Raw genomic sequence first — 19,876 nt, 5'->3', positions numbered from 1 at the left:
TGTTGTTCAAGGCCTGCCCGTCATTTATTTACTATATGCCATGCATATTTACATCGAATTGCAATTGCTACTATTGTCGCTGTAGATGCGATCTGGCAAAGATGTTTTACGCATGTGCTTCTTGTTCATGATGTTCGGAAGATTCCGCCTTCAGCCCAGCAGCATTACAAGCCGCTACATAAGCAAGACCGGCAGCCATGACGATATCATTATGTGTTGCCGTCCCCCGGAACTCACGCCCTGCACGCTCCACGGTAACTACAGCTTCTGCACTTGCACCTTCTCCCCCACTCAATGCATGCATCTCCATATCAACAAATGCAATATCATCGGAAATGCTCTGACCAATCGCACGAATGGTCGCATCCACGGGTCCACCGCCAACAGCGGAGTAAGATTGTTCTCCAGCGCTTGTGCGAATACGTACAGCGGCCATTCGATCCGTCATGCTGCCCGCCGTCACCTGCAATTCAACCAGTTCATAGTCCTGTGCAGGAATATTCATGGTCTGGCTAACCATCTGTAATAACTGGTCGTCACTGACCACTTTTTGCTGGTCTGCGGTTTCTTTGAACACCTCATACAATTGCTCCATCTGTTGCTCATCCGGCTCAAAACCATATTTGCGAACCCGATCCTTCAGGGCGTGACGACCGGAGTGTTTGCCCAAAATAATCATGCTGCGCGGAATACCCAGCGCTTCCGGGTCCATAATCTCATAGGTGTTCCGATTCTTCAGCAGACCATCCTGATGGATGCCAGATTCATGCTGGAACGCATTACGTCCCACCACTGGTTTGTTGTACGCAATCGGGAAGTGCATCGCCCGGCTAATCTGACGTGAAGTCTCATACAGCTGATTCAGCTTAATGTTCGTCGTTGCACCAATTGCGTCTCCCCGAGTCTCCAGCGCCATAATCAGCTCTTCCAGTGCACAGTTCCCCGTCCGTTCTCCGATACCATTGATGGTCACTTCAATCTGGGTAGCTCCATTGGCAATCGCAGCCAAGCTATTGGCTACGGCCAGGCCCAGATCATTGTGACAGTGGGCACTATAGCGAACCTGATCGCCACCTCTTGCACCCTCACGTACCCGGCGGAACATCTCGCCATACTCATGTGGCAGAGCATAACCAACGGTATCCGGCAGATTGATAATGGTGGCCCCTGCTTCAATGGCGACTTCAACCATTTCAATCAGATCATCCATCTTGGTGCGAGCAGCGTCCATGGCTGTGAACTCTACGATGTCCGTGAACTGTCGTGCATAAGACACCATCTCACGGGCCGTAGCCACTACTTCACTACGTGGACGACGCAGCTGATGCTCAATATGAATATCCGAAGAAGAGATAAACAGGTGAATTCGGCGCCGTGCTGCATCCGCTGTTGCTTGAACTGCAGCATCGATATCCCCTTTGACCGCCCGCGCGAATCCACAGATCTCCACGTTCTGCAACTGTCTCGAAATCGCCTGAACCGCCGCGAACTCACCTGGACTGGAGATCGGGAATCCAGGCTCAATGACGTCGATACCCAGAGAAGCCAGTTGGTGTGCCAGTTCAATCTTTTGCTCGGGTTGCAGACTTGCTCCTGGTGCCTGTTCTCCATCGCGCAGCGTTGTATCAAAAATCTCAATCATGCGTTTGTTATTAGTTGTTGTCATGTCCATCAACCTCCATCAAATTTTTATAAATATTTTCGTTACGATCCATGAGCCACAGAACACCCGCTAATCGCCGTCACTGTTGTTATATATTTTGTTTGTAAACGCGTATGTCGTTTGTAGCTTAGTCCTTGGTGATCACTAATGCCTGTTGAATATTTAGTGTCTATACTTGATGTTACATGTTCATTGCTCGTTCGATGCATATCCTGCTTACCCTCATGACAGGGTGTACGTCGACTTACACCCTGACCTTCTCACTTTTCAATCTCCATATGGTTCATTCCCATGCCCACCCTGCTGCCGGCAGCAAACACAAATAACCCGCCATCTCATATAAGAGACGGCGGGTTATTATCCCCTCCGCGGTACCACTCTTGCTTGATGGGCCAGGCTTGCGCCAGACTCCATCCACCTCGTCGTCTCCGAGATCCAATGGATTGTGCATGTGCACACGACACCACTGGAATTCGGAGAAACACCCTATAACGGGGGTTAACCGTTGCTATATAACACATGTTGTTGTCCATCAGGACAACTGGGCGATTGATATCGTCCCCACGCTTCCACAGCTCCGTTCCCGGGCGAGATTCGAATGATTCCAGCCACTGCGTCGCACCACCCCGCAGCTCTCTGAGCGCTTTATCGTTCTACTGCTCCCGTTCATCACATTTATAATATGACCTAACTTCATTCATCCTTATTTTGAAAATCAAAAAAAGCCTGCCACCTCATGCAATAATGCAAGAGACGACAGGCTGTTCACCTTCGCGGTACCACTCTTGTTGACTTCCTTCCTGTTCATTCAAGACAACCCCTGAATGCTTTCGCATATCCGGATCACTTGAAGCAGCCTGAAAGCCCCCTCAGTTATCGTCAGTTGATCCTTATAATACGGTCCTACCGACAACGGCCCATTCACGGAGGCAACCCGTAACCATGTACTTTGGGCCATAATCGGCCTTCGGATTCTCCCGGGGAGTCACCGTGTTCCATCGTTCCGCTTCCAGGTGAGTTTCAGGTTTCCTTCGACTGCGTTGCACCATACCGCAGCTCTCTAAGACCGGGATTGACCTTACTATTCCTGTTCATCGCGTTTATCAGTTCAGGAATCTGAATTCCTGTTTAAATTTGTAACTAAATATACATTCTTTACATCCCAGCTGTCAACTCTTAATCTCAAACTGCCTTACTATACAGATTGAACGGACCATTCCTCCAGAGAAAGTCCAGGATCAGCTTTGGCATCAAATTCAGCAATTTCTCCCCGCTGCCATTTCAGATACGCAGCCGCTCCAATCATGGCCGCATTATCTGTACAATATTCCATTGGCGGGATTAACAGTTCAAGCCCTTCCTTCGTACATCGCTCCTGTAATGCCGAGCGTAACCCCCGGTTAGCTGCAACACCACCGCATAATAACAGTTGACGTGAACCATACTCACGAACTGCTCTTACCGCTTTCTCCACCAGCACTTCTACGACAGATTCCTGGAAACCACGTGCAACCGCAGACGGCTCCAAGGTTTCTCCGCGCATTTTAGCCTGATTGAGCGCATTCAGTACAGCAGACTTCAGGCCACTGAGACTGAAATCATACGAACCTGCTTCCAGCCATACCCGTGGTAGTGGCACCACGTTCTCCGCTTCAGACGCCATCCGGTCCACATGCGGACCTCCCGGATAAGGACAACCCAGTGCACGTGCTACTTTGTCATACGCCTCACCTACGGCATCATCTCGCGTACGACCAATCAGTTTGAACTTGCCTTCGGATTCCATATGCACGAGTTCTGTATGTCCACCGGATACGACTAATGCCATCGCTGGATATTTCAGTTCATGAGTAAGTCGGTTGGCATAGATATGCCCGGCAATATGATGTGTACCAATAAGCGGTTTGCCCAGTGCCATCGCCAGCGTTTTGGCCGCAACGATGCCTACCAGCAATGCCCCAACCAGTCCCGGGCCTTGCGTCACAGCAATCGCACTCAGATCACGCGGACGAATGCCGGACTGCTCGATCGCCTGTTCCAGCATCAACGTAATGACTTCAACGTGTTTGCGTGAAGCCACTTCAGGTACAACGCCGCCGAATGCCTTGTGCGTCTCGATCTGACTTGAGATCAGATTGGACAGCACTTCCCGTCCGTCCTTAACTACAGCTACCGATGTCTCATCACAGCTTGTCTCCACCGCCAAAATGTATGATGGTGCAGAATTTATTTTTTCATTGAGTTCGTTCATGAATCCAGTACGCTTCCTTCCTCTTCGCCGCTCCGGCCTGCAGACGGCAAGTTCGCCCACATAATCATCGCATCTTCCCCATTATCGGAGTAATACCCTTTACGAAGACCTGCCGATTCAAACCCTTTTTTCTGATATAAACGCTGAGCTATGCTGTTCGAAACTCTGACCTCCAGCGTCATTCGTTCCATCCCGAGATAAGCCGCTGTACTCATTAATTCATCCAGTAACTTTTCACCAAGCTTGCGTCCACGATACGCGCCTCTGACTGCAATATTGGTAATATGGGCTTCATCCATAATCGTCCACATCCCGGCATAACCAATGGCTTTGCCTTCCAATTCCATCACCATATATTTAGCAAAATGATTGTGTGTCAATTCATTTTGAAATGCTTCTTCCGTCCAGGGCAGGGTAAAGGCCTCATGTTCAATCTCCATCACATCGGGAATATCCGCGAGTGTCATGAACCTGAACTGAAGCGTTGCTTCCTGCTTATTATTCGCCACGTTGTCCATCTGCTTTCCCCTCCCCCTTCAGCTTTTGCGCAGAAGATTGGCTTCCGCTTCAGAGAGCTGAGTGTAGTTCGGCACCAGCGCATGCACGTCATCACGCTGACCTGCAAGCAGCGCGGCGGCGCCAAGGCGCCCAACCCAGCGGCCTTCCAGCTCATAAGGTACGAGCTGGAGCGCCGTTCCTGCGGGGCAGCGAAGCTCCGCCGCTGCCACAGCATGAGGGCCCGTCTCGCCGACGATCCAGACGGCTGCGGGCCGCTCTTCCGGCGCCGCCTCCGCCATGCGGGCGGCGAGGGCTTCCAGCCATCCGTCCATCTTGCGGATGGCATCAGGCGCCAGACGCCGGGGCGCATCGCTCCCGGCGGAGGCAAACAGCGCGGTGCACGCTTGACCGCGCCGTGCATCCACAAGCGGAACGATCCAGTGGACAGGGGCAGCACCTGTGCTGCCCTGGTCCGCGGATGGCGTTCCGCCAGCCCCTGCTGCGGCATCCTCTGCCGCAGCTTCTGCCTTGGCGGCAAGGCCGCTGTGCCAGCCGCCCCAGGCGATGGCCTGAAGGCTGGACACCCCGGCTACGGGGATGTCCCATGCCCAGGCCAGTGTCTTCGCCGCGGTCACCGCAATGCGGATGCCCGTGTACGAGCCTGGGCCAACGCCAACGGCAATGCCGTCCAGTTGGCCAGGCTGTGTGTTGCTGGCGGCCAGCAGCTGCTCCATCACCGGTACAACATGTACCGAATGGTTGCGCTCAGCCCGTTCATTGCGCTCTTCCAGTAGCGCATGACCTTCCATCATCGCCGCTGCCATCACTGCGGTGGATGTATCCAACGCCAAAAACCGCTGACGCGGCTCTTTTTGTAAATCTTCCATCATCATTTGACTCCATTCTGTCTGAACTGTCGGCACATGGCTGCATAAGTCTCGCCGTACCCATCCAGTGTAATCGTTCGATCCTCCAGGCCCGTTGTTTCAATCTGCACATGCAAGTGCTCTTGCGGCAGCAATTCGGGAATGATACTTGACCACTCCACCAGACTGACTCCGGCTCCATAAAAATATTCATCAAGTCCAAGCTCATCCGCTTCTTCCAGCGAAATGCGATATACATCCATGTGATATAAAGGCAAACGCCCTTCGTACTCCTTGATTAACGTGAATGTGGGACTGCTTACCACATCACGCACACCCAAATGCCAGGCAAATTTCTGTGAAAATGCCGTTTTTCCCGCGCCCAAATCACCATCCAAAGCAATCACCATACCTTCGTTTGCCTGTCTGGCGAGTACGGAAGCAAGTGCTTCTGTATCTGCAATGCCATGGGATTGATACACCCACTGCTCGTGCGTCTGATTCAATATTCGCCCCACCTTTGGCGGTCCAGCCGCCTGAGTTCACTTTGAACCTTATTATATCGGTCCCTTTCTTCCCCCGCAACATCCAAGGAGGCAAGCCGAAATATAAACATGCATGATTAGACGTGTCTCAAAACTCCCTTTCTTCGAAGTTTTCAGACACCCACCAGGAAAAACCAAAAACCGGCACCTTTCGGTACCGGCCATGCAAGGCATATATTTCAGCTTTTATTCATTCTCCAAATCCTCAATCATGTTACCTCTATCTACTCCTCCAAACGATCCACACGTACCGTCTGGGTATTTCCCGGTCTGCTGCCAACCTGAACGGTTGCCATGCCATTCGCTTCATCCACATTCTCGATCCAGACTGGATCTCCCTCCAGCGTAACGGCAATGGTATCCTTCGAATCATATATCGCTTTGGCGCGCTTTGCATCCATCATCTTATTCATACTCCCCTTCCGGATCATCATGTGATTCTCGAACCATGCTATCTGTTGTACTTTCACCAATATATCCGTTATCTTCCGTAACCTGTCCCCCACCTAACCCTTCATTCACCATCCGGTCAATGTCAAGCATGAAGGACTCCCGATCAAGGGGCAATTCTTCAGAAGTGACCGCTTCCCAATTCACATCTGTTGCTGGTGTATAAAATTCTTCAGCGCTTTCGGCTTCCCCAAGAGGATACGGAGAAAATGCATGCTTGTGTGCTTCTTCCTCATCACGTCTGTTCTTCAATATTGCACCTCCCGGCATATGCCCTGCGAGAATAACTACCTATCCCATGCCCATCTTCCCGTAGGAATTCAAGCATGTTTCTGTTATCATCCCCGAGTCTCGCCGAACCATACGAATTCGTTCGTCCATTAGACGATTATCCCTTGCGCCAGATGCCCATACTATTAAATATAAATCCGTGTTCAAAAAGTCCGGTTTCAGTACCGAGAAGATGGAATTTTTGAACAACCTCTAAAAGGTACCTCAATGAAAGGAGCCGATCTATGCATACCGTCTGGAAAGGTGCAATCAGTTTTGGCCTTGTGCATGTCCCTGTCAAAATGTTCTCGGCTACCGAAGACAAAGACATCTCCATGCGATACATCCATAAAGTCTGCGGCAGCCCGCTCGCTTATGTTCGTCAATGTCCATCCTGTGAAGTGGACGTCAAGTGGGAAGAGATTACCAAAGGCTATGAATATGAAAAAGGAAAGTTTGTACTCTTCGAGAAAGATGAATTGGAAGCGTTAAATGATTCCACCAGCAAAACCATTACCATACTGGATTTTGTCGACTTGACTGAGATTGACCCGATCTATTTTCAGAAAACATATTACCTATCGCCCGATCAGGCTGGGGGAAATGCCTACCAACTGTTGATGAACGCGATGCGGGATACCGGTAAAATTGGCATCGCCAAAATCTCCATTCGCTCGAAGAGCAGTCTGGCTGCCATACGCGTGCTGGAAGATTGCCTCTCCATGGAGACAATTTTCTATCCGGACGAGATTCGTCCTGTCTCCCAGGTGCCCAACTTGCCGGAAGTGCAGAACGTGAATGAAAAGGAACTTACGATGGCAAAGTTGCTGATTGATCAATTGTCCACGCCTTTTGAACCCGGTAAATACACCGATGACTATCGCAGCAAACTGCTGGATCTTATCCAGCACAAAGTGGCAGGCGAAGAAATTAAGATTGCTCCAGCCAAACCTGAAGCCAATGTGATGGATTTGATGGCTGCCTTGCAGGCAAGCATCGAGGCCGTGAAGCCTATTCCGGCTGACCCTGGAACAACAACGGCCAAGCCTAAGAAACGTGCACCGCGAAAAACGCCTGCTCAAGCGGTTGCCGGAGGTGAATCCGATACACCTGCTGCACCAACCAAAAGAAAAAAGGCCACACCCAAACCAAAAGTTTGACTGTCGCCCAGGCAAGACCGATTCCGTTATATAACTCATGTCATGATGTTTACTCCGATCCGGCTTCACAGTCGGATTTTTTTGTTTTACAGAACTATCGAAGCAGTTCTTGTCAATACAACTACAGCTATAATTGCAAAATACGATTGACGAAAGCTGATTTATATTTTATATTAACTTATGAAAAGTAACTTATTTATGAATATACAGTCACCCTGTAATTCTGCTTCAACAGTATGCAATTAAATAATCCGTTTTCAACGCATATACACAATCAAACGAGAACCCATATTATCTATTCTCAGGAGGAAACAATCATGAATACAACGTATCAAATCCCTGCGACAACCCATCTGGGTGAAGTGAGTCTGCGAATTATGAACCTAGAGCGTTCAATTAAGTTCTATACCGATGTCGTTGGATTGAAATTACTGGACCGTAGTGGCAAAGTGGCCACGTTGACAGCCGACGGAAAACAGTCCCTGCTGCGATTGGAAGAGCTCACCGATGGAATTACCCTGCCGGAACGCTCACACGCTGGCTTGTATCATTTCGCCATCCTGCTGCCTGACCGCAAGTCCCTGGGTCTATCTCTTCGTAATCTGGCTGCATCCGGTATCGATATCGGCCAAGGCGATCACTTGGTCAGCGAAGCCTTCTATATCTCCGATCCCGATCAGAACGGGATTGAGATCTACGCTGACCGTGCACGTGATACGTGGAAACGGGATAGCGACAATAACTACGTGATGGCAAGTGATCCTGTTGATGTGGAAAGCTTGTTTGCCATATCGGAGAATGAACCTTGGCAGGGGCTGCCTGCTGGCACCGTTATTGGTCACGTACATTTCCACGTCCGCAGCCTGGAAGAAGCCCGCAACTATTACACCGGCATACTCGGTTTTGATATCGTGGGTAACTTCGCGAACATGTCAGCACTATTTGTATCCGCAGGCGGTTATCATCATCATCTGGGACTTAATATCTGGGCAGGAGTGAATGCACCTGTTAATCCAGATAACGCTACAGGAATTGACTACTTCACCATTGTGTACGCCACAAACGAACAATTGGATCAGGCACTTGAACAATTGCGCCAATCCGGTGCAGTCGTTACACAAGTGGAGGGTAAATGGTTTACGGTAGACCCACAAAATATTCGTATCCGTCTGACAACTGCGAACTGATTTTGTTTAGGCGTTACCATATGTTTGCTTAACCTCATTTTATTAAGCCCGGGTAACTGATTTCTCTACATCACAGAGAGATCGGTAGCACGGGCTTTTTGAGTTGGCTTTTATAAAACTGGCACAATTGGTGCATTCTAACCAATACATAGACAAGATATGTTAAGGAGATACCTCATGATCGAAAAGGGACGTTTGACTGTTAGACAGCTCGCTTCACTCATGTTCCTGTGCACAATTGGGGAGCAGATTCTGGTCTTCCCTTCCATGATCACATCCTACGCTCATCAGGATGCCTGGTTATCAGCCTTGTTGGGAGTCGCAGGGGGCCTTGGCATACTCTTCATTATGCTTGTTGCCTACAAACTGCATCCCCGGTTGAATCTGATTCAAAATGCCCTTCGAACACTGGGACCCTGGATCGGAACCTTGTTTGGCTCTTTTTATCTCTTTTATTTCCTGCTTAGTACCTCAACGTTCATTAGGGAGATTGGCGATTTTATGTCTACCCAGATCTTGCCGGAATCTCCATTACTGATTCTGCATTTGGTTTTTATGTGTGCGCTTGTCTGGGGGCTTCTGTCTGGTCTGGAGAGCATTGGTAAAACTGCTGAGGTCTTTCTTCCTCTGATCGTGTTGTTTCTGCTTATTCTGACGGTATGTCTAATCCCCCATGTACATTTGGCCAACATCCAACCTGTGCTTGCACAAGGATTTCTTGATCCATTCAAAGGTTTTGTTGCTGTACTCACATATCCCTACTGTGAACTATGCATCTTTATGATGCTTTTTCCCTACACAAAAAAAGAGCCCCATCTGGAGAAGGACATCCTGTTAGCAGGAATGATTGGCGGATTGTTACTCACACTGACGCTCAGTATGTGTCTGCTCGTTATGGGACCATGGATGACCCAGCATCACTGGTTCGCTTCATTCATTCTTTCACAGAAAATCAATATCGGAAACTTTATGCAACGCATCGAAGCCTTCATAGCATCGGTCTGGATTATCGCTGTTTTCTTCAAAGCCGCTCTGTTCTTCTATGGTTTTGTCCTGGGCGTCGCTCACCTGTTTCGCTTGTCCAGTCACCGTTCTCTGATCCTGCCGGGTGCCATGCTTATTCTCGCCATGTCTATTCTAATCTCTCCGAACGAGAACTTTTATCTCAAGGTCGTTATTCCCTATTGGATTGATTGGGATCTGACCTGTGGCATAGCACTTCCGTTACTTCTAATTCTGGTGCAACATATGAAGTCCCGCTTCAAAAAATATAGTAAAATTCCGAATTAACCTGCGCTAATTGGTGTACGAGAGAGGAGTTCCCCATGTTCAAACCGTTGATTCCGTTCGAACCTATCTCCAGAGATACTTTGCCCACAGGTCCGCAATGGATTGCCCAGGTTAAGTGGGATGGAGTCCGCATGCTTGCCTATGAGGACGGGCATGAGCTGCGCCTGGTGAATCGAAGATTACATGATCGAACCGCACAGTATCCCGAGCTGGTAACACCACGTAATTTATGTTCAGGCTCCTCTTACATCTTGGATGGAGAAGTTATTGCGCTGGACCCGGACACCGGAAAACCTTCGTTTTATCACGTTCTGCGGCGGGATCGGATGAGCAGACCCGAAGGCATCGCCCAAGCCATACATCAGATTCCAGTCACATATATGGTATTTGATATCCTGCTCTATGAGGGGAAATGGGTGACGGATCAGCCTTTGGCAGATCGACAGCGCCTGTTGCACGAGGTTCTTAACACCGCTCCCCATGTTCAGGAGGTCACCAATACGCTTGATGCTGCTTCCCTGCTTACGGTCATGAGACAACATCAGATGGAAGGCATTGTCTGCAAGGATCTCACCAGCAGTTATGGCATACAGGGCAAGGACCAGCGCTGGCAGAAGGTCAAAATTATGCATGATGTATATGCCATGATCGGGGGAGTCACGTACCGGAGCGGTATTGTAAATGCCGTCGCGGTTGGTGTATATGATGGGCCTGATTTTGTCTATATTGGTCATGTTGGGACTGGCAAACTGAACTCCAATACGTGGCGGGAACTCACACATCAAGTCGAGCCTCTGATCAGGCAGGACAGGCCGTTCCATAATGTACCCGAGCGCAGTGCAGAGACCACCTGGGTCGAACCACGAATAGGAGTCAAAGTGCAATATATGGAGCTAACTCATCATAATACTCTACGCCATCCCAGTATTCAGACCTTCGCGGATGTAACCCGTGAGGATTGTCTGGCGAACCAGCTTCTTCAATGAATCAGTCCAAGATTGATTACACGTATAGGAGGTATTCCATATGGCCCCCAAGATCCAGGGAACCATCATAATAGAAGGCATAGAACTGACGGTCACGAACCCAGACAAGCTGTTATGGCCGGATGCGGGTGTCACCAAAGCCATCTATCTGCAAAAGCTGGCCGCTCTGGCTCCTTATCTGCTCACGTATACGAGCAATCGACTTCTCACCACAATAAGGTATCCTCACGGTGCTGGAGGGACATTTTTCTATCAAAAGAATGCCCCTGAGCCTGTACCAGATTATGTGCGGACTGAAGTTCACGACGGCATCCGCTATGTAGTCATGAATGGACTTCCCGAATTGTTATGGCTTGGCAATCTGGCCGCACTTGAATTTCATCCTTCACTGCATGCTGTGGGGAGCCATCTTCCCAGTGAATGGATGATTGATCTGGACCCCTCTCAGGAACATGAACCCCGGATCATGCAAGCTGCACTCATCGTTGGCGAAACCCTGACTTCCCTTGGTCTGAGGTCGATTCCCAAAACTTCGGGCGCAACAGGCGTTCAGATCATTGTTCCGATTATTCAAGGTGTAACCTTTGATGAATTACGAGATATCGGTTATTTTGTGGGCAAATATGTCACTCAAAAGCACCCGGATCTGTTCACACTGGAACGACTTAAAAAGGACCGTGGAGACCGCATTTATTTTGACTACCTCCAGCATTACGGTGGCAAGACCCTTGCCGCTCCCTATACACCACGTGCCAAATCCGGCGCCACTGTCTCTACACCTCTTACCTGGGAAGAGGTTAGAAGTAACGTCTCCATCCAGGATTACCATCTGATGAACATTATTGAACGTTTGAACAAAACCGGTGATTTAATCGCAGCTGTTGAACCCCAACCGGTAGAGCTCATTCTCAAACATTTGAAGAAAAAATAGCCGACTCCCTCATCACAAGGGTGTCGGCTATTATCATTCATGCGTATATAATTCGCTAATGGATACCTTTTTTCTTGAAACGTCCGCCCTTCACGTCATGAATGTTACCGATAGCTACAAAGGCTTGCGGGTCCCAATCTTCAACGATGGTCTTCAGCTTCGCTTCTTCCAAACGGGTGATCACGACAAAAATGATCTTTTTCTCGTCCCCGCTGAATCCGCCCTCTCCATCCAGGAAAGTTACACCACGACCAAGACGGTCTGTCAAGGCTGAACCGATATCACGATATTTCTCACTAATGATCCATACCGATTTGGACTGGTCAAGTCCTTCATTCACAATATCAATCATCTTCATCGCAATATAATATGCAATCATGGAATACAGGGCATTCGGCCAGCCGAATACAAATCCTGCACCTGCGAAAATAAACACGTTAATGAACAATACGATCTGTCCTACAGACAAAGGTGACTTCTCACTAAGCAAGATGGCCACAATCTCCGTACCATCCAGTGAACCGCCAGACCGAATGACAAGTCCAACACCCACACCCAGGATCAATCCGCCAAATACAGCTCCGAGCAAAGGCTCCCCTGGTGTTAATGCAGGAACATGGTGCAATAATGATGTCCCGATGGACATGACCACAATCCCCAGCAGCGTGGATAACGCAAATGTTTTACCAATCTGCTTGTAACCCAGAATCAGGAAAGGCAAGTTGAGCAAGGTCAGGAATACTCCGAGTGGCAAATTTGTAAGTTCTGACACCATAATTGAAATCCCCGTAATCCCACCATCAATAACACCATTCGGTACGAGAAACACTTCAAGCGATACAGCCATTAGTGCAGCACCGATCAGAATCATCACAATACGTTGCAGCAGCTTTAATGTAAACACCGAGCTTTTGACCCCGCGGTCAGCTTGCTTGGCTGTTAGTTCTTTCACTGTTACATTGGACATGGTATCCCCCCCGTTAAATCAATGTGTGAATCCATTTTATAAATCATTTAAATACTCAGGGTGAATCTACATATGGAGAACAGCAAACTGCGTTCTATATGTACCCTGGCTATACAGCGCAAGCATCTAAAGGCGATATAAAATGGATTCAAAATGTTATTCATCCCGGTTTGCACTTTCAAAAGAGAGCAAAAGGGAGCCTGTTTTCCCGCAGACTCCCCTCCTTCGCCAAGACATGATTTATATATCTATTATATCATAAAAGATCAAATTTGCGCAAAATACTTAGCAAAAAGAAGATAAATTCACAAAAAGTGAACTTATCTTCAGAAATCTGCCCTAAATCGGCTAAAGAAGCGGTGAAAGCATCCGAGAAAGCATTTCTGCACCTTTTTGCCGTCGTGAACGCTTCTGAAATACCTCCCCATCGATCTGACTGCACTCCCCGAGATCACGTTCAAAGTCAGTGATCAAACGACGAATCGGAGAGGACTCGAACAGGACAGCCGTCAACTCAAAATTGCAAAAAAAACTGCGCATATCCATATTGGCCGTGCCTACCGTTGCAAGCAACTCATCCACAATCATCACTTTGGCATGTACAAAACCTTTGCGATATTGGAAAAACTCAACACCTGCTCGCAGTAACTCCTCTACGTATGAAAGGGACGCCAAATGAACAAGCTTTGAATCGGATTGATACGGAATGATAATTTTCACATCAACACCACTGACAGCAGCTGTTTTGAGTGCCTCATACAGGGCAGGATCAGGAATAAAATAAGGTGTGGTAATGTAAATCCGGTCACAGGCTACCGAAATGGCCCCAAAACACATTTCCTGAATGGCATCCCAGTCCTGATCCGGCCCACTGGCCAGAATCTGAATTCGTTCTTCCCCGCTACAGATATGAGGTGGAAACAATTCCGCAAGCTGGGGTTCGGTAATTCGCTCACCGGAAGCCAATTTCCAGTCGTTCAGGAACGTACTTTGCAGGAAGTACACGGCATCTCCCTCGATCTGCACATGTGTATCCCGCCAGAAACCCACCTCCGGATATTGTCCAAGGTAATCATCGCCTACATTAATGCCACCCACGAAGCCAACCTGTCCATCCACAACGACTATTTTACGGTGATTCCGGTAGTTGACTCTTCGGTCAATCGTGGCAATCAGTGGCGGTAGAAAATAATGAAACTCCACACCTGCATCCTGCAGTTTGCGGATAAAACTCCAGCTCATCTTGTGACTGCCGAGACCGTCACATATAAACCGAACCTTCACGCCCTCCTGTGCCTTGCGAATCATGACATCCTGAAACTTCGTACTGATCACATCATCACGGAAAATGTAAAATTCCACATGCAGATGGTGCTTTGCTTTTTCCATTTCCCTCAGCATTGCCGCAAATGCCTCTTCACCATTTGTGAGCACCGTACTGTGGTTACAACCTGTAATCGGGCTCTCCGACAGATGAGATAACAGGTTAAACAATCGATGCTGGTGACTGAAACGATCGCCCGGCATCTGTTCGACATCTCCAATGATTTGGGCTTGTTCCCAGATCGTTTCCTTCATTTCACGGAAGATGCGCGATCCACCCTTGCGGAGCTTTTTTCGTTTGTTATAATCCTGCGCTACGAAATAGTACACTACAAAACCGATCAAAGGCACGCAGAACAAAATAAACAGCCAAGCCACAGCTTTAGCCGGATTACGAAATTCCAGCAAAAGAATTGTGGCTGCCTGGAAAATAAATACGAGTAATATAATGACCAGCCAGAACATTCGGCTTCCTCCTCAAGTGGCAAGCTTCATGACCTTGCCTTTCTCTCACCTACACATCTTTGACGATTATGTATACAGCTAATCATAGATACCCAATGTACCCCCTATTCGTAACGTTTGCTTAGATAAAACTTTACATAAGCAGACGGAATACTTCATTCTGGAAATTCAAATTTCTACTTTGTTCATTGTATATTCTGACTGTGTTACCTTCTACATATCAGTTTAATGATGGAGCAGATTCGCATTGTGACGCCAATCTGCTCATTCCACCTTCCAGACTCTTCCTCATTTCTTTGTCTGGAGGTGGTCTTCTTACGTAAAATTAGATATAATAATCGTTAAAAACTTATTACTTAAAGGAGAACAGTAGTGAATGGACAGTGAGAGGTATGCGTTAAATTTAGTATTGGTTGCGATTTTGATAGGACTTTCGGCGTTTTTTGTCGCAGTGGAATTCGCTCTGGTACGGGTTAGACCGAGCCGGATCGACCAAATGATTGCAGAAGGAAACAAGCGTGCGCTGGCTGTTAAACAAGCCGTTGCCAATCTGGACGGATATTTGTCTGCCTGCCAGCTTGGAATCACGATCACATCTCTGGGACTGGGCTGGCTGGGAGAACCAACGGTAGAGAAGATTCTCCACCCTGTGTTCGAAAGCATGCAAATTCCTGAGGCGGTTTCTTCATTCTTATCGTTTGTTATTGCGTTTGCTTCCATCACGTATCTGCATGTTGTGGTTGGTGAACTCGCTCCAAAAACGATTGCAATCCGGAAAGCCGAGACTGTTGCACTGCTGACGTCTACACCTATCATCTGGTTTAACCGAATTATGTATCCTTTTATCTGGCTGTTAAACGGCTCAGCGAACCAACTGGTAAAACTGTTCGGAATCAAACCTGCTTCTGAACATGAAGATGCACACTCCGAAGAAGAGTTGCAGATCATCATTAATGAAAGCTTTGAAAGTGGTAAAATCAACCAAGCCGAGTTCGGTTATGTAAGCCGGATCTTTGCTTTTGATGAGATGTTAGCCAAAGAAATTATGGTACCCCGGACCGATATGGTCTGCCTTTATGTGAATAGAACAAACGAGGAAAACCTGGAGATCATTCGTGAAGAACAATATACACGTTTTCCAGTAGTGAATGAGAGTAAAGACGATATCATCGGTATCATTAATACGAAACAATTCTTCCTGGAACTATACGGAAACGATGAACCTGTCGATCTATCCTCCCTGATTCAGCCTGTATCGGCTGTTCACGAAACAACTCCTGTGAAGGACTTGCTCAAGAAAATGCAGAAGGATGGCGTACATATCGCCGTACTTGTCGACGAATATGGAGGAACTTCCGGAATTGTAACCATTGAGGATGTGCTTGAGCAGATTGTTGGTGAGATTCGCGACGAGTTCGACGCAGACGAAGTGGAAGATATTCAAGTCATCAATGAGAACTATGTCATTATGGATGGCAAGGTTTCCTTATCGAAGGTGAACGACATGTTTATGTCCAGCCTGGATGCAGATGAGTGGGACACCATTGGTGGATGGCTCTACAGCCATCGTCCCGAGATGAACGAACAGGAAGAATATGAGTTCGAGAATCTGATCTTTGTTTTGCTGGAAAAAGACAAGAATCGGTTCTACAAAGTGGCCGTTGTTCCCAAGGAACCACTGACCATGTCTGATTATACCGATGAAGACGAGAAAGAGTCCAATTGGTCTAAATAAAGCAACCTTAACAATAAAAAGAAGAGCACTTGCCTATAATGGTAAGTGCTCCTTTTCTTATCTCGCCCCATGTGTCACTTCCCCATGTTATCACTCAACCAAGATTGGAACTCCCGTTTTAGTTTGATTTTAATACCCACTTCGCAATATCATCGATAATGGCTTTGGAGACATTAGATGGCTCAGCGTACTCTTGACCGATTGAAAGTCCATCATAGCTGGATAACAGATGATTTACCTTTGGATAGCTATTGTACGTTACATTGGAATGACCTTGAAGAGACGATTTCCAGGTTTGGAATTGATTCATAGACACTTGCACATCGTTTTCGCCTTGTATAACAAGCATAGGTGTATTTTGTGTTTTAGCCAGTTCCGCAGGTACATAATCTCTCTGCTCAAACCACCAATAAGCAGGTTGAAGTGGAAACGCCTCAGGAAGATGATCTACAGAATATTTTGGATCTTTAACCATCGCAGCTACATTTTTATAAAAATCAGCTTGCCCTTGAATGACATCTGTGTCTAAACCAAGCTGCTTCATCCGCTCTACCAATTCGTCCTGCTGCTCGGTAAGCACATCCGCAAAGCTACTACTTGGTGCAGCAAGTAGAATACTTCCTGCAATATCATGTTGTTTATCCTCAGCAATGATTAACGGCATTGCAAACCCGCCTTGACTATGTCCAGCTACAAAAATCGCTGTAGAATCAATATGTGCATTCTTTTTAAGCAATTCCACTGCATCGTTTACCTGATCTACGCTCTCTTGTTTTAATGTGAATTTAGGCTGTGAAGCCACCTTATAGGTATGCTCATACGTAACCTTATCGTATCTTAATACGGCAACTCCTTGTGAAGCCAAACCTACCGCAAGATCGCGAAACGGTTTTGCACCACCAATGGCAGCATCTTGATTGCTAGGCCCAGATCCGTGTACCAGAATGACAACCGGGAAAGGTCCCTCTCCCTTGGGCAAAGTTAATGTCCCTGGCAAAGCTAAATCACCCTGACCAACCGTAATATCTTGTTCTGTATAGGCAGATGGGTCATCGTAACTTGGTTTTTGATACACATCTGGCGTAGCTGCGGCAATATGCAAATCATCCACAAGTCCGTTATGATTCATTCTGACCGTAATATTTAAACGAGTCAGCTCTGTTTTGAACGTATAGGTGACATTGCGATGCACTGTGTTATTTTCTACGTGTTTAGCTATGGCTTCACTTGTAATTTTGCCATTTTGTCCTTCTAAAGCTCCCCACAGCTGACTCAACAACGTGGGTGACAACACTCCCCACTCACAGAGGTATGAACATACTTGGCAGCCTCCTTGCCATCGCCCTCACTAATAAGGGAAATGAATATATCCTCAGGTTCTGCCTTCAGCGTCTCGGAAAGAAATGTCCCATCCATATAGGTAACTCCTTTCGTTAACTGAACAGGATTGTCTAAGGATATGGCTTGCCCATTCACCATCGCCTGTTTCTCTCCTACCTTAACTACAATCGTAAGCTCACTTTTTCGTATTGTGATTTCTCCTGTCTTTTGTTGCCAAGATACCTCTGCCCCATTCTTTTCTGCAATCTCACGAATAGGAACAAGATTTTCACTACCAGCGGATTTTTCAGCAGCTTCTGAGATGGATGTTACCGGAAGGATGAGACCTACGAAAGTAAGAGAAAGTAATAGCTTTTTCCAATTGTTCATTGTAATTAACTCCTCCTAATAATTAATTTCATCTATTATATGCATAGCATTATGAGCCTTTATTGGCTTAGGACTATGCTTATAACAACAATAGCAATGATGAATAACAGCAGGACCCAAGATAGTGGACGAGCGAAGTTAATCGTCCAGCCTATTCCATAACGCTTTTCTATGGTTAAAGAAGGATCATTGGCATTGAAGTAAATAAAACCAAGCTTCCAATGATCATCGTCATTCACAGGCTGTTCTTTGGATCGTTCGCGATCTTCCTGATGATTCCGAATTTTCCCGCCGCCTTGTCTGCCTGTGAGAGACAGCCATACAACACCTAACACGATCACCACAGGAGTGATGAAGCTAATAGCTGTTAACAAGACCAGATTAGAGACGAACATATTGATCTGAATGAAGGCAAATAAAATGGTAAGAAGTAAGCCTGTTACAAGCGTAAACAGGGACCATTTACGGCGGAATTGAATATTTTCAGCAGCAAATTGGCCCGGATTAGACGTAGTAAGCTGTTGTTTGCTTGATTTAATACTCCAGTTAACCAACATCATAAGTGCAATGATTCCTAGCTGTACAAGATTAATAGCCAGTACCGAGAGATAGGTTTTAGGCACACTGGAAGTGACATGGCCCTGAAGATCATATTTTATTGGAATGACGTTAGGGAGTGCCTTATAATTCAGGATCGAAATGATCGCAACGGCTGCAATAATAGCAATGTGAATGAGAAACCAATAGTTGGAATAGGTGAGTTTATTTTGGCGGAAGGTGGTATCGATTTTAACTCTTTGAGGTGCTTCTACAGTTGTAAGTGATCCTTTTATCTTTTTCATCTTGAAATGAAATAATATCTGTAGTGCTGCCCAGTACAGAATAAATATCATTGTGCTAACACCGGTAATTATTGCGGTAGAATCTTCATTAGCAGATCGGAGAAAATACAGACAGACAAGTATAATCATCCCGTTTCCGATCAGACTTACTGTAGCAAATGTACTCCTTAGCTTACGTAAGATGGGTGTGTAGTAATTATATTGACTTACCGTAACCCCAAAGCTAATGGTTTCCCTTGTCACATATGGTGCAAAGGATAGAAGTAAGGCTAATGGAGCAAAGATTAAAATGATAGGTAATATACTAAATAGTTGCATACATAACACACTCCCTTGATTCGTTATTCTCTGTTGTGACCCATCTTCACATCATCATACATTTGGTCTAACACCGCAGATAGTTCCTCTTTGGTCATTCCGCGACAGATCGCTTCGGCAATAATCGGTCTTAATTCGCTTTGCTGCTTTTTCAAAAAATCATCCGTTAAACCAGGCATTCCATCAGGGTTCACTACAACTCCCTTTTGTCTATGAACCAGGATGTATCCATCTTGCTTGAGTAATGTATAAGCCTTGTTGACGGTGTGAAGGTTAACACCGATATCTGCGGCCAAATTCCGAACTGAAGGTAACGCCTCACCTAGCTGTAACTCACCACTAGCAATGCCTTCAATAATTTGATAAACAAGTTGCGAATAGATAGGAAGTTCGGATTGCATATCCAGTTGAATAATCAA

At 46.9% G+C, this 19,876-nt stretch carries 19 protein-coding genes and 1 other annotated feature; of the genes, 6 read left to right on the top strand and 13 right to left on the bottom strand.

All coding sequences use genetic code 11. The annotated features are described in order from the left end of the window. Positions 1 to 106: 106 nt before the first annotated feature. The 7 genes from MKY87_RS22465 to MKY87_RS22435 all read right to left on the bottom strand — a co-directional run bounded on the left by MKY87_RS22465 (position 107) and on the right by MKY87_RS22435 (position 6,525). A complete protein-coding gene (locus MKY87_RS22465; protein WP_339785643.1) occupies positions 107 to 1,666 on the bottom strand; it encodes a 2-isopropylmalate synthase in 1,560 nt (519 codons plus the stop codon). 336 nt (positions 1,667 to 2,002) lie between these two features. Then, positions 2,003 to 2,342 (bottom strand) — a binding site (T-box leader). Positions 2,343 to 2,858: 516 nt separating this feature from the next. Then, on the bottom strand, positions 2,859 to 3,914 hold the full coding sequence (gene tsaD, locus MKY87_RS22460; RefSeq protein WP_338592017.1) for a tRNA (adenosine(37)-N6)-threonylcarbamoyltransferase complex transferase subunit TsaD: 1,056 nt from the start codon (positions 3,912 to 3,914) through the stop codon (positions 2,859 to 2,861). Then, complete coding sequence (gene rimI / locus MKY87_RS22455; RefSeq protein ID WP_036668955.1) at positions 3,911 to 4,432, bottom strand: ribosomal protein S18-alanine N-acetyltransferase; 522 nt, start codon at positions 4,430 to 4,432, stop codon at positions 3,911 to 3,913. Before rimI ends, tsaD begins: the two co-directional genes overlap by 4 nt. An 18-nt stretch (positions 4,433 to 4,450) precedes the next feature. Further along, positions 4,451 to 5,299: a tRNA (adenosine(37)-N6)-threonylcarbamoyltransferase complex dimerization subunit type 1 TsaB gene (gene tsaB, locus MKY87_RS22450; protein ID WP_340967526.1), complete on the bottom strand. Its 849-nt coding sequence runs from the start codon at positions 5,297 to 5,299 to the stop codon at positions 4,451 to 4,453. 2 nt (positions 5,300 to 5,301) lie between these two features. Continuing rightward, positions 5,302 to 5,784: a tRNA (adenosine(37)-N6)-threonylcarbamoyltransferase complex ATPase subunit type 1 TsaE gene (gene tsaE / locus MKY87_RS22445; protein WP_340966284.1), complete on the bottom strand. Its 483-nt coding sequence runs from the start codon at positions 5,782 to 5,784 to the stop codon at positions 5,302 to 5,304. Between the two features lie 263 nt (positions 5,785 to 6,047). Beyond that, positions 6,048 to 6,224 carry an H-type small acid-soluble spore protein gene (locus tag MKY87_RS22440; RefSeq protein WP_026081228.1) on the bottom strand — a complete coding sequence of 59 codons (177 nt, stop codon included), beginning with the start codon at positions 6,222 to 6,224 and terminating at the stop codon, positions 6,048 to 6,050. 4 nt (positions 6,225 to 6,228) lie between these two features. Next, a complete protein-coding gene (locus tag MKY87_RS22435; protein WP_338592010.1) occupies positions 6,229 to 6,525 on the bottom strand; it encodes a hypothetical protein in 297 nt (98 codons plus the stop codon). 263 nt (positions 6,526 to 6,788) lie between these two features. On the opposite strand from MKY87_RS22435, the gene ku reads away from it, so the two are divergent. The 5 genes from ku (at position 6,789) to ligD (ending at position 12,097) form a co-directional block, all read left to right on the top strand. Continuing rightward, entirely contained in the window at positions 6,789 to 7,703 is a 915-nt protein-coding gene (ku, locus tag MKY87_RS22430) for a non-homologous end joining protein Ku (protein ID WP_339785647.1), read from the top strand. 317 nt (positions 7,704 to 8,020) lie between these two features. Beyond that, positions 8,021 to 8,890, top strand: a complete 870-nt coding sequence (locus MKY87_RS22425; protein ID WP_339785650.1) for a VOC family protein — start codon at positions 8,021 to 8,023, stop codon at positions 8,888 to 8,890. Between the two features lie 177 nt (positions 8,891 to 9,067). Then, positions 9,068 to 10,180: a GerAB/ArcD/ProY family transporter gene (locus MKY87_RS22420; protein ID WP_340909429.1), complete on the top strand. Its 1,113-nt coding sequence runs from the start codon at positions 9,068 to 9,070 to the stop codon at positions 10,178 to 10,180. A 35-nt stretch (positions 10,181 to 10,215) separates the two neighbouring features. Next, the gene (locus tag MKY87_RS22415) at positions 10,216 to 11,166 is read left to right on the top strand and encodes an ATP-dependent DNA ligase (RefSeq protein WP_133386730.1); all 951 of its coding nucleotides are present in this window, start codon (positions 10,216 to 10,218) and stop codon (positions 11,164 to 11,166) included. Between the two features lie 40 nt (positions 11,167 to 11,206). After that, positions 11,207 to 12,097, top strand: a complete 891-nt coding sequence (gene ligD, locus MKY87_RS22410) for a non-homologous end-joining DNA ligase (RefSeq protein ID WP_133386729.1) — start codon at positions 11,207 to 11,209, stop codon at positions 12,095 to 12,097. Between the two features lie 55 nt (positions 12,098 to 12,152). Here the strand turns inward: ligD and MKY87_RS22405 are convergent, their stop codons facing one another. Both MKY87_RS22405 and cls read right to left on the bottom strand, forming a co-directional pair. Further along, a complete protein-coding gene (locus MKY87_RS22405) occupies positions 12,153 to 13,064 on the bottom strand; it encodes a YitT family protein (RefSeq protein ID WP_036611290.1) in 912 nt (303 codons plus the stop codon). A 348-nt stretch (positions 13,065 to 13,412) separates the two neighbouring features. Further along, entirely contained in the window at positions 13,413 to 14,852 is a 1,440-nt protein-coding gene (cls, locus tag MKY87_RS22400; RefSeq protein WP_340966280.1) for a cardiolipin synthase, read from the bottom strand. A 376-nt stretch (positions 14,853 to 15,228) separates the two neighbouring features. On the opposite strand from cls, the gene MKY87_RS22395 reads away from it, so the two are divergent. Next, the gene (locus tag MKY87_RS22395) at positions 15,229 to 16,587 is read left to right on the top strand and encodes a hemolysin family protein (protein WP_091033797.1); all 1,359 of its coding nucleotides are present in this window, start codon (positions 15,229 to 15,231) and stop codon (positions 16,585 to 16,587) included. Between the two features lie 118 nt (positions 16,588 to 16,705). Here MKY87_RS22395 and MKY87_RS22390 read toward each other — a convergent pair whose 3' ends face one another. From MKY87_RS22390 to MKY87_RS22375, 4 genes are all read right to left on the bottom strand, one after another. Beyond that, a complete protein-coding gene (locus MKY87_RS22390) occupies positions 16,706 to 17,863 on the bottom strand; it encodes an alpha/beta hydrolase family protein (protein ID WP_340966277.1) in 1,158 nt (385 codons plus the stop codon). Further along, on the bottom strand, positions 17,860 to 18,297 hold the full coding sequence (locus MKY87_RS22385) for a copper amine oxidase N-terminal domain-containing protein (RefSeq protein ID WP_340966275.1): 438 nt from the start codon (positions 18,295 to 18,297) through the stop codon (positions 17,860 to 17,862). The genes MKY87_RS22390 and MKY87_RS22385 overlap by 4 nt, the downstream gene beginning before the upstream one ends. 59 nt (positions 18,298 to 18,356) lie before the next feature. Beyond that, the gene (locus tag MKY87_RS22380) at positions 18,357 to 19,139 is read right to left on the bottom strand and encodes a DUF1648 domain-containing protein (protein WP_340966274.1); all 783 of its coding nucleotides are present in this window, start codon (positions 19,137 to 19,139) and stop codon (positions 18,357 to 18,359) included. A gap of 341 nt (positions 19,140 to 19,480) precedes the next feature. Then, positions 19,481 to 19,876, bottom strand: a complete 396-nt coding sequence (locus MKY87_RS22375; protein WP_264931832.1) for a GntR family transcriptional regulator — start codon at positions 19,874 to 19,876, stop codon at positions 19,481 to 19,483.

It is taken from the genome of Paenibacillus sp. FSL R7-0198, from assembly GCF_038000415.1.
GTDB lineage: Bacteria > Bacillota > Bacilli > Paenibacillales > Paenibacillaceae > Paenibacillus.
The sequence above is the reverse complement of the archived record's forward strand: the minus strand, read 5'-3'. Positions and strand labels throughout refer to the sequence as shown.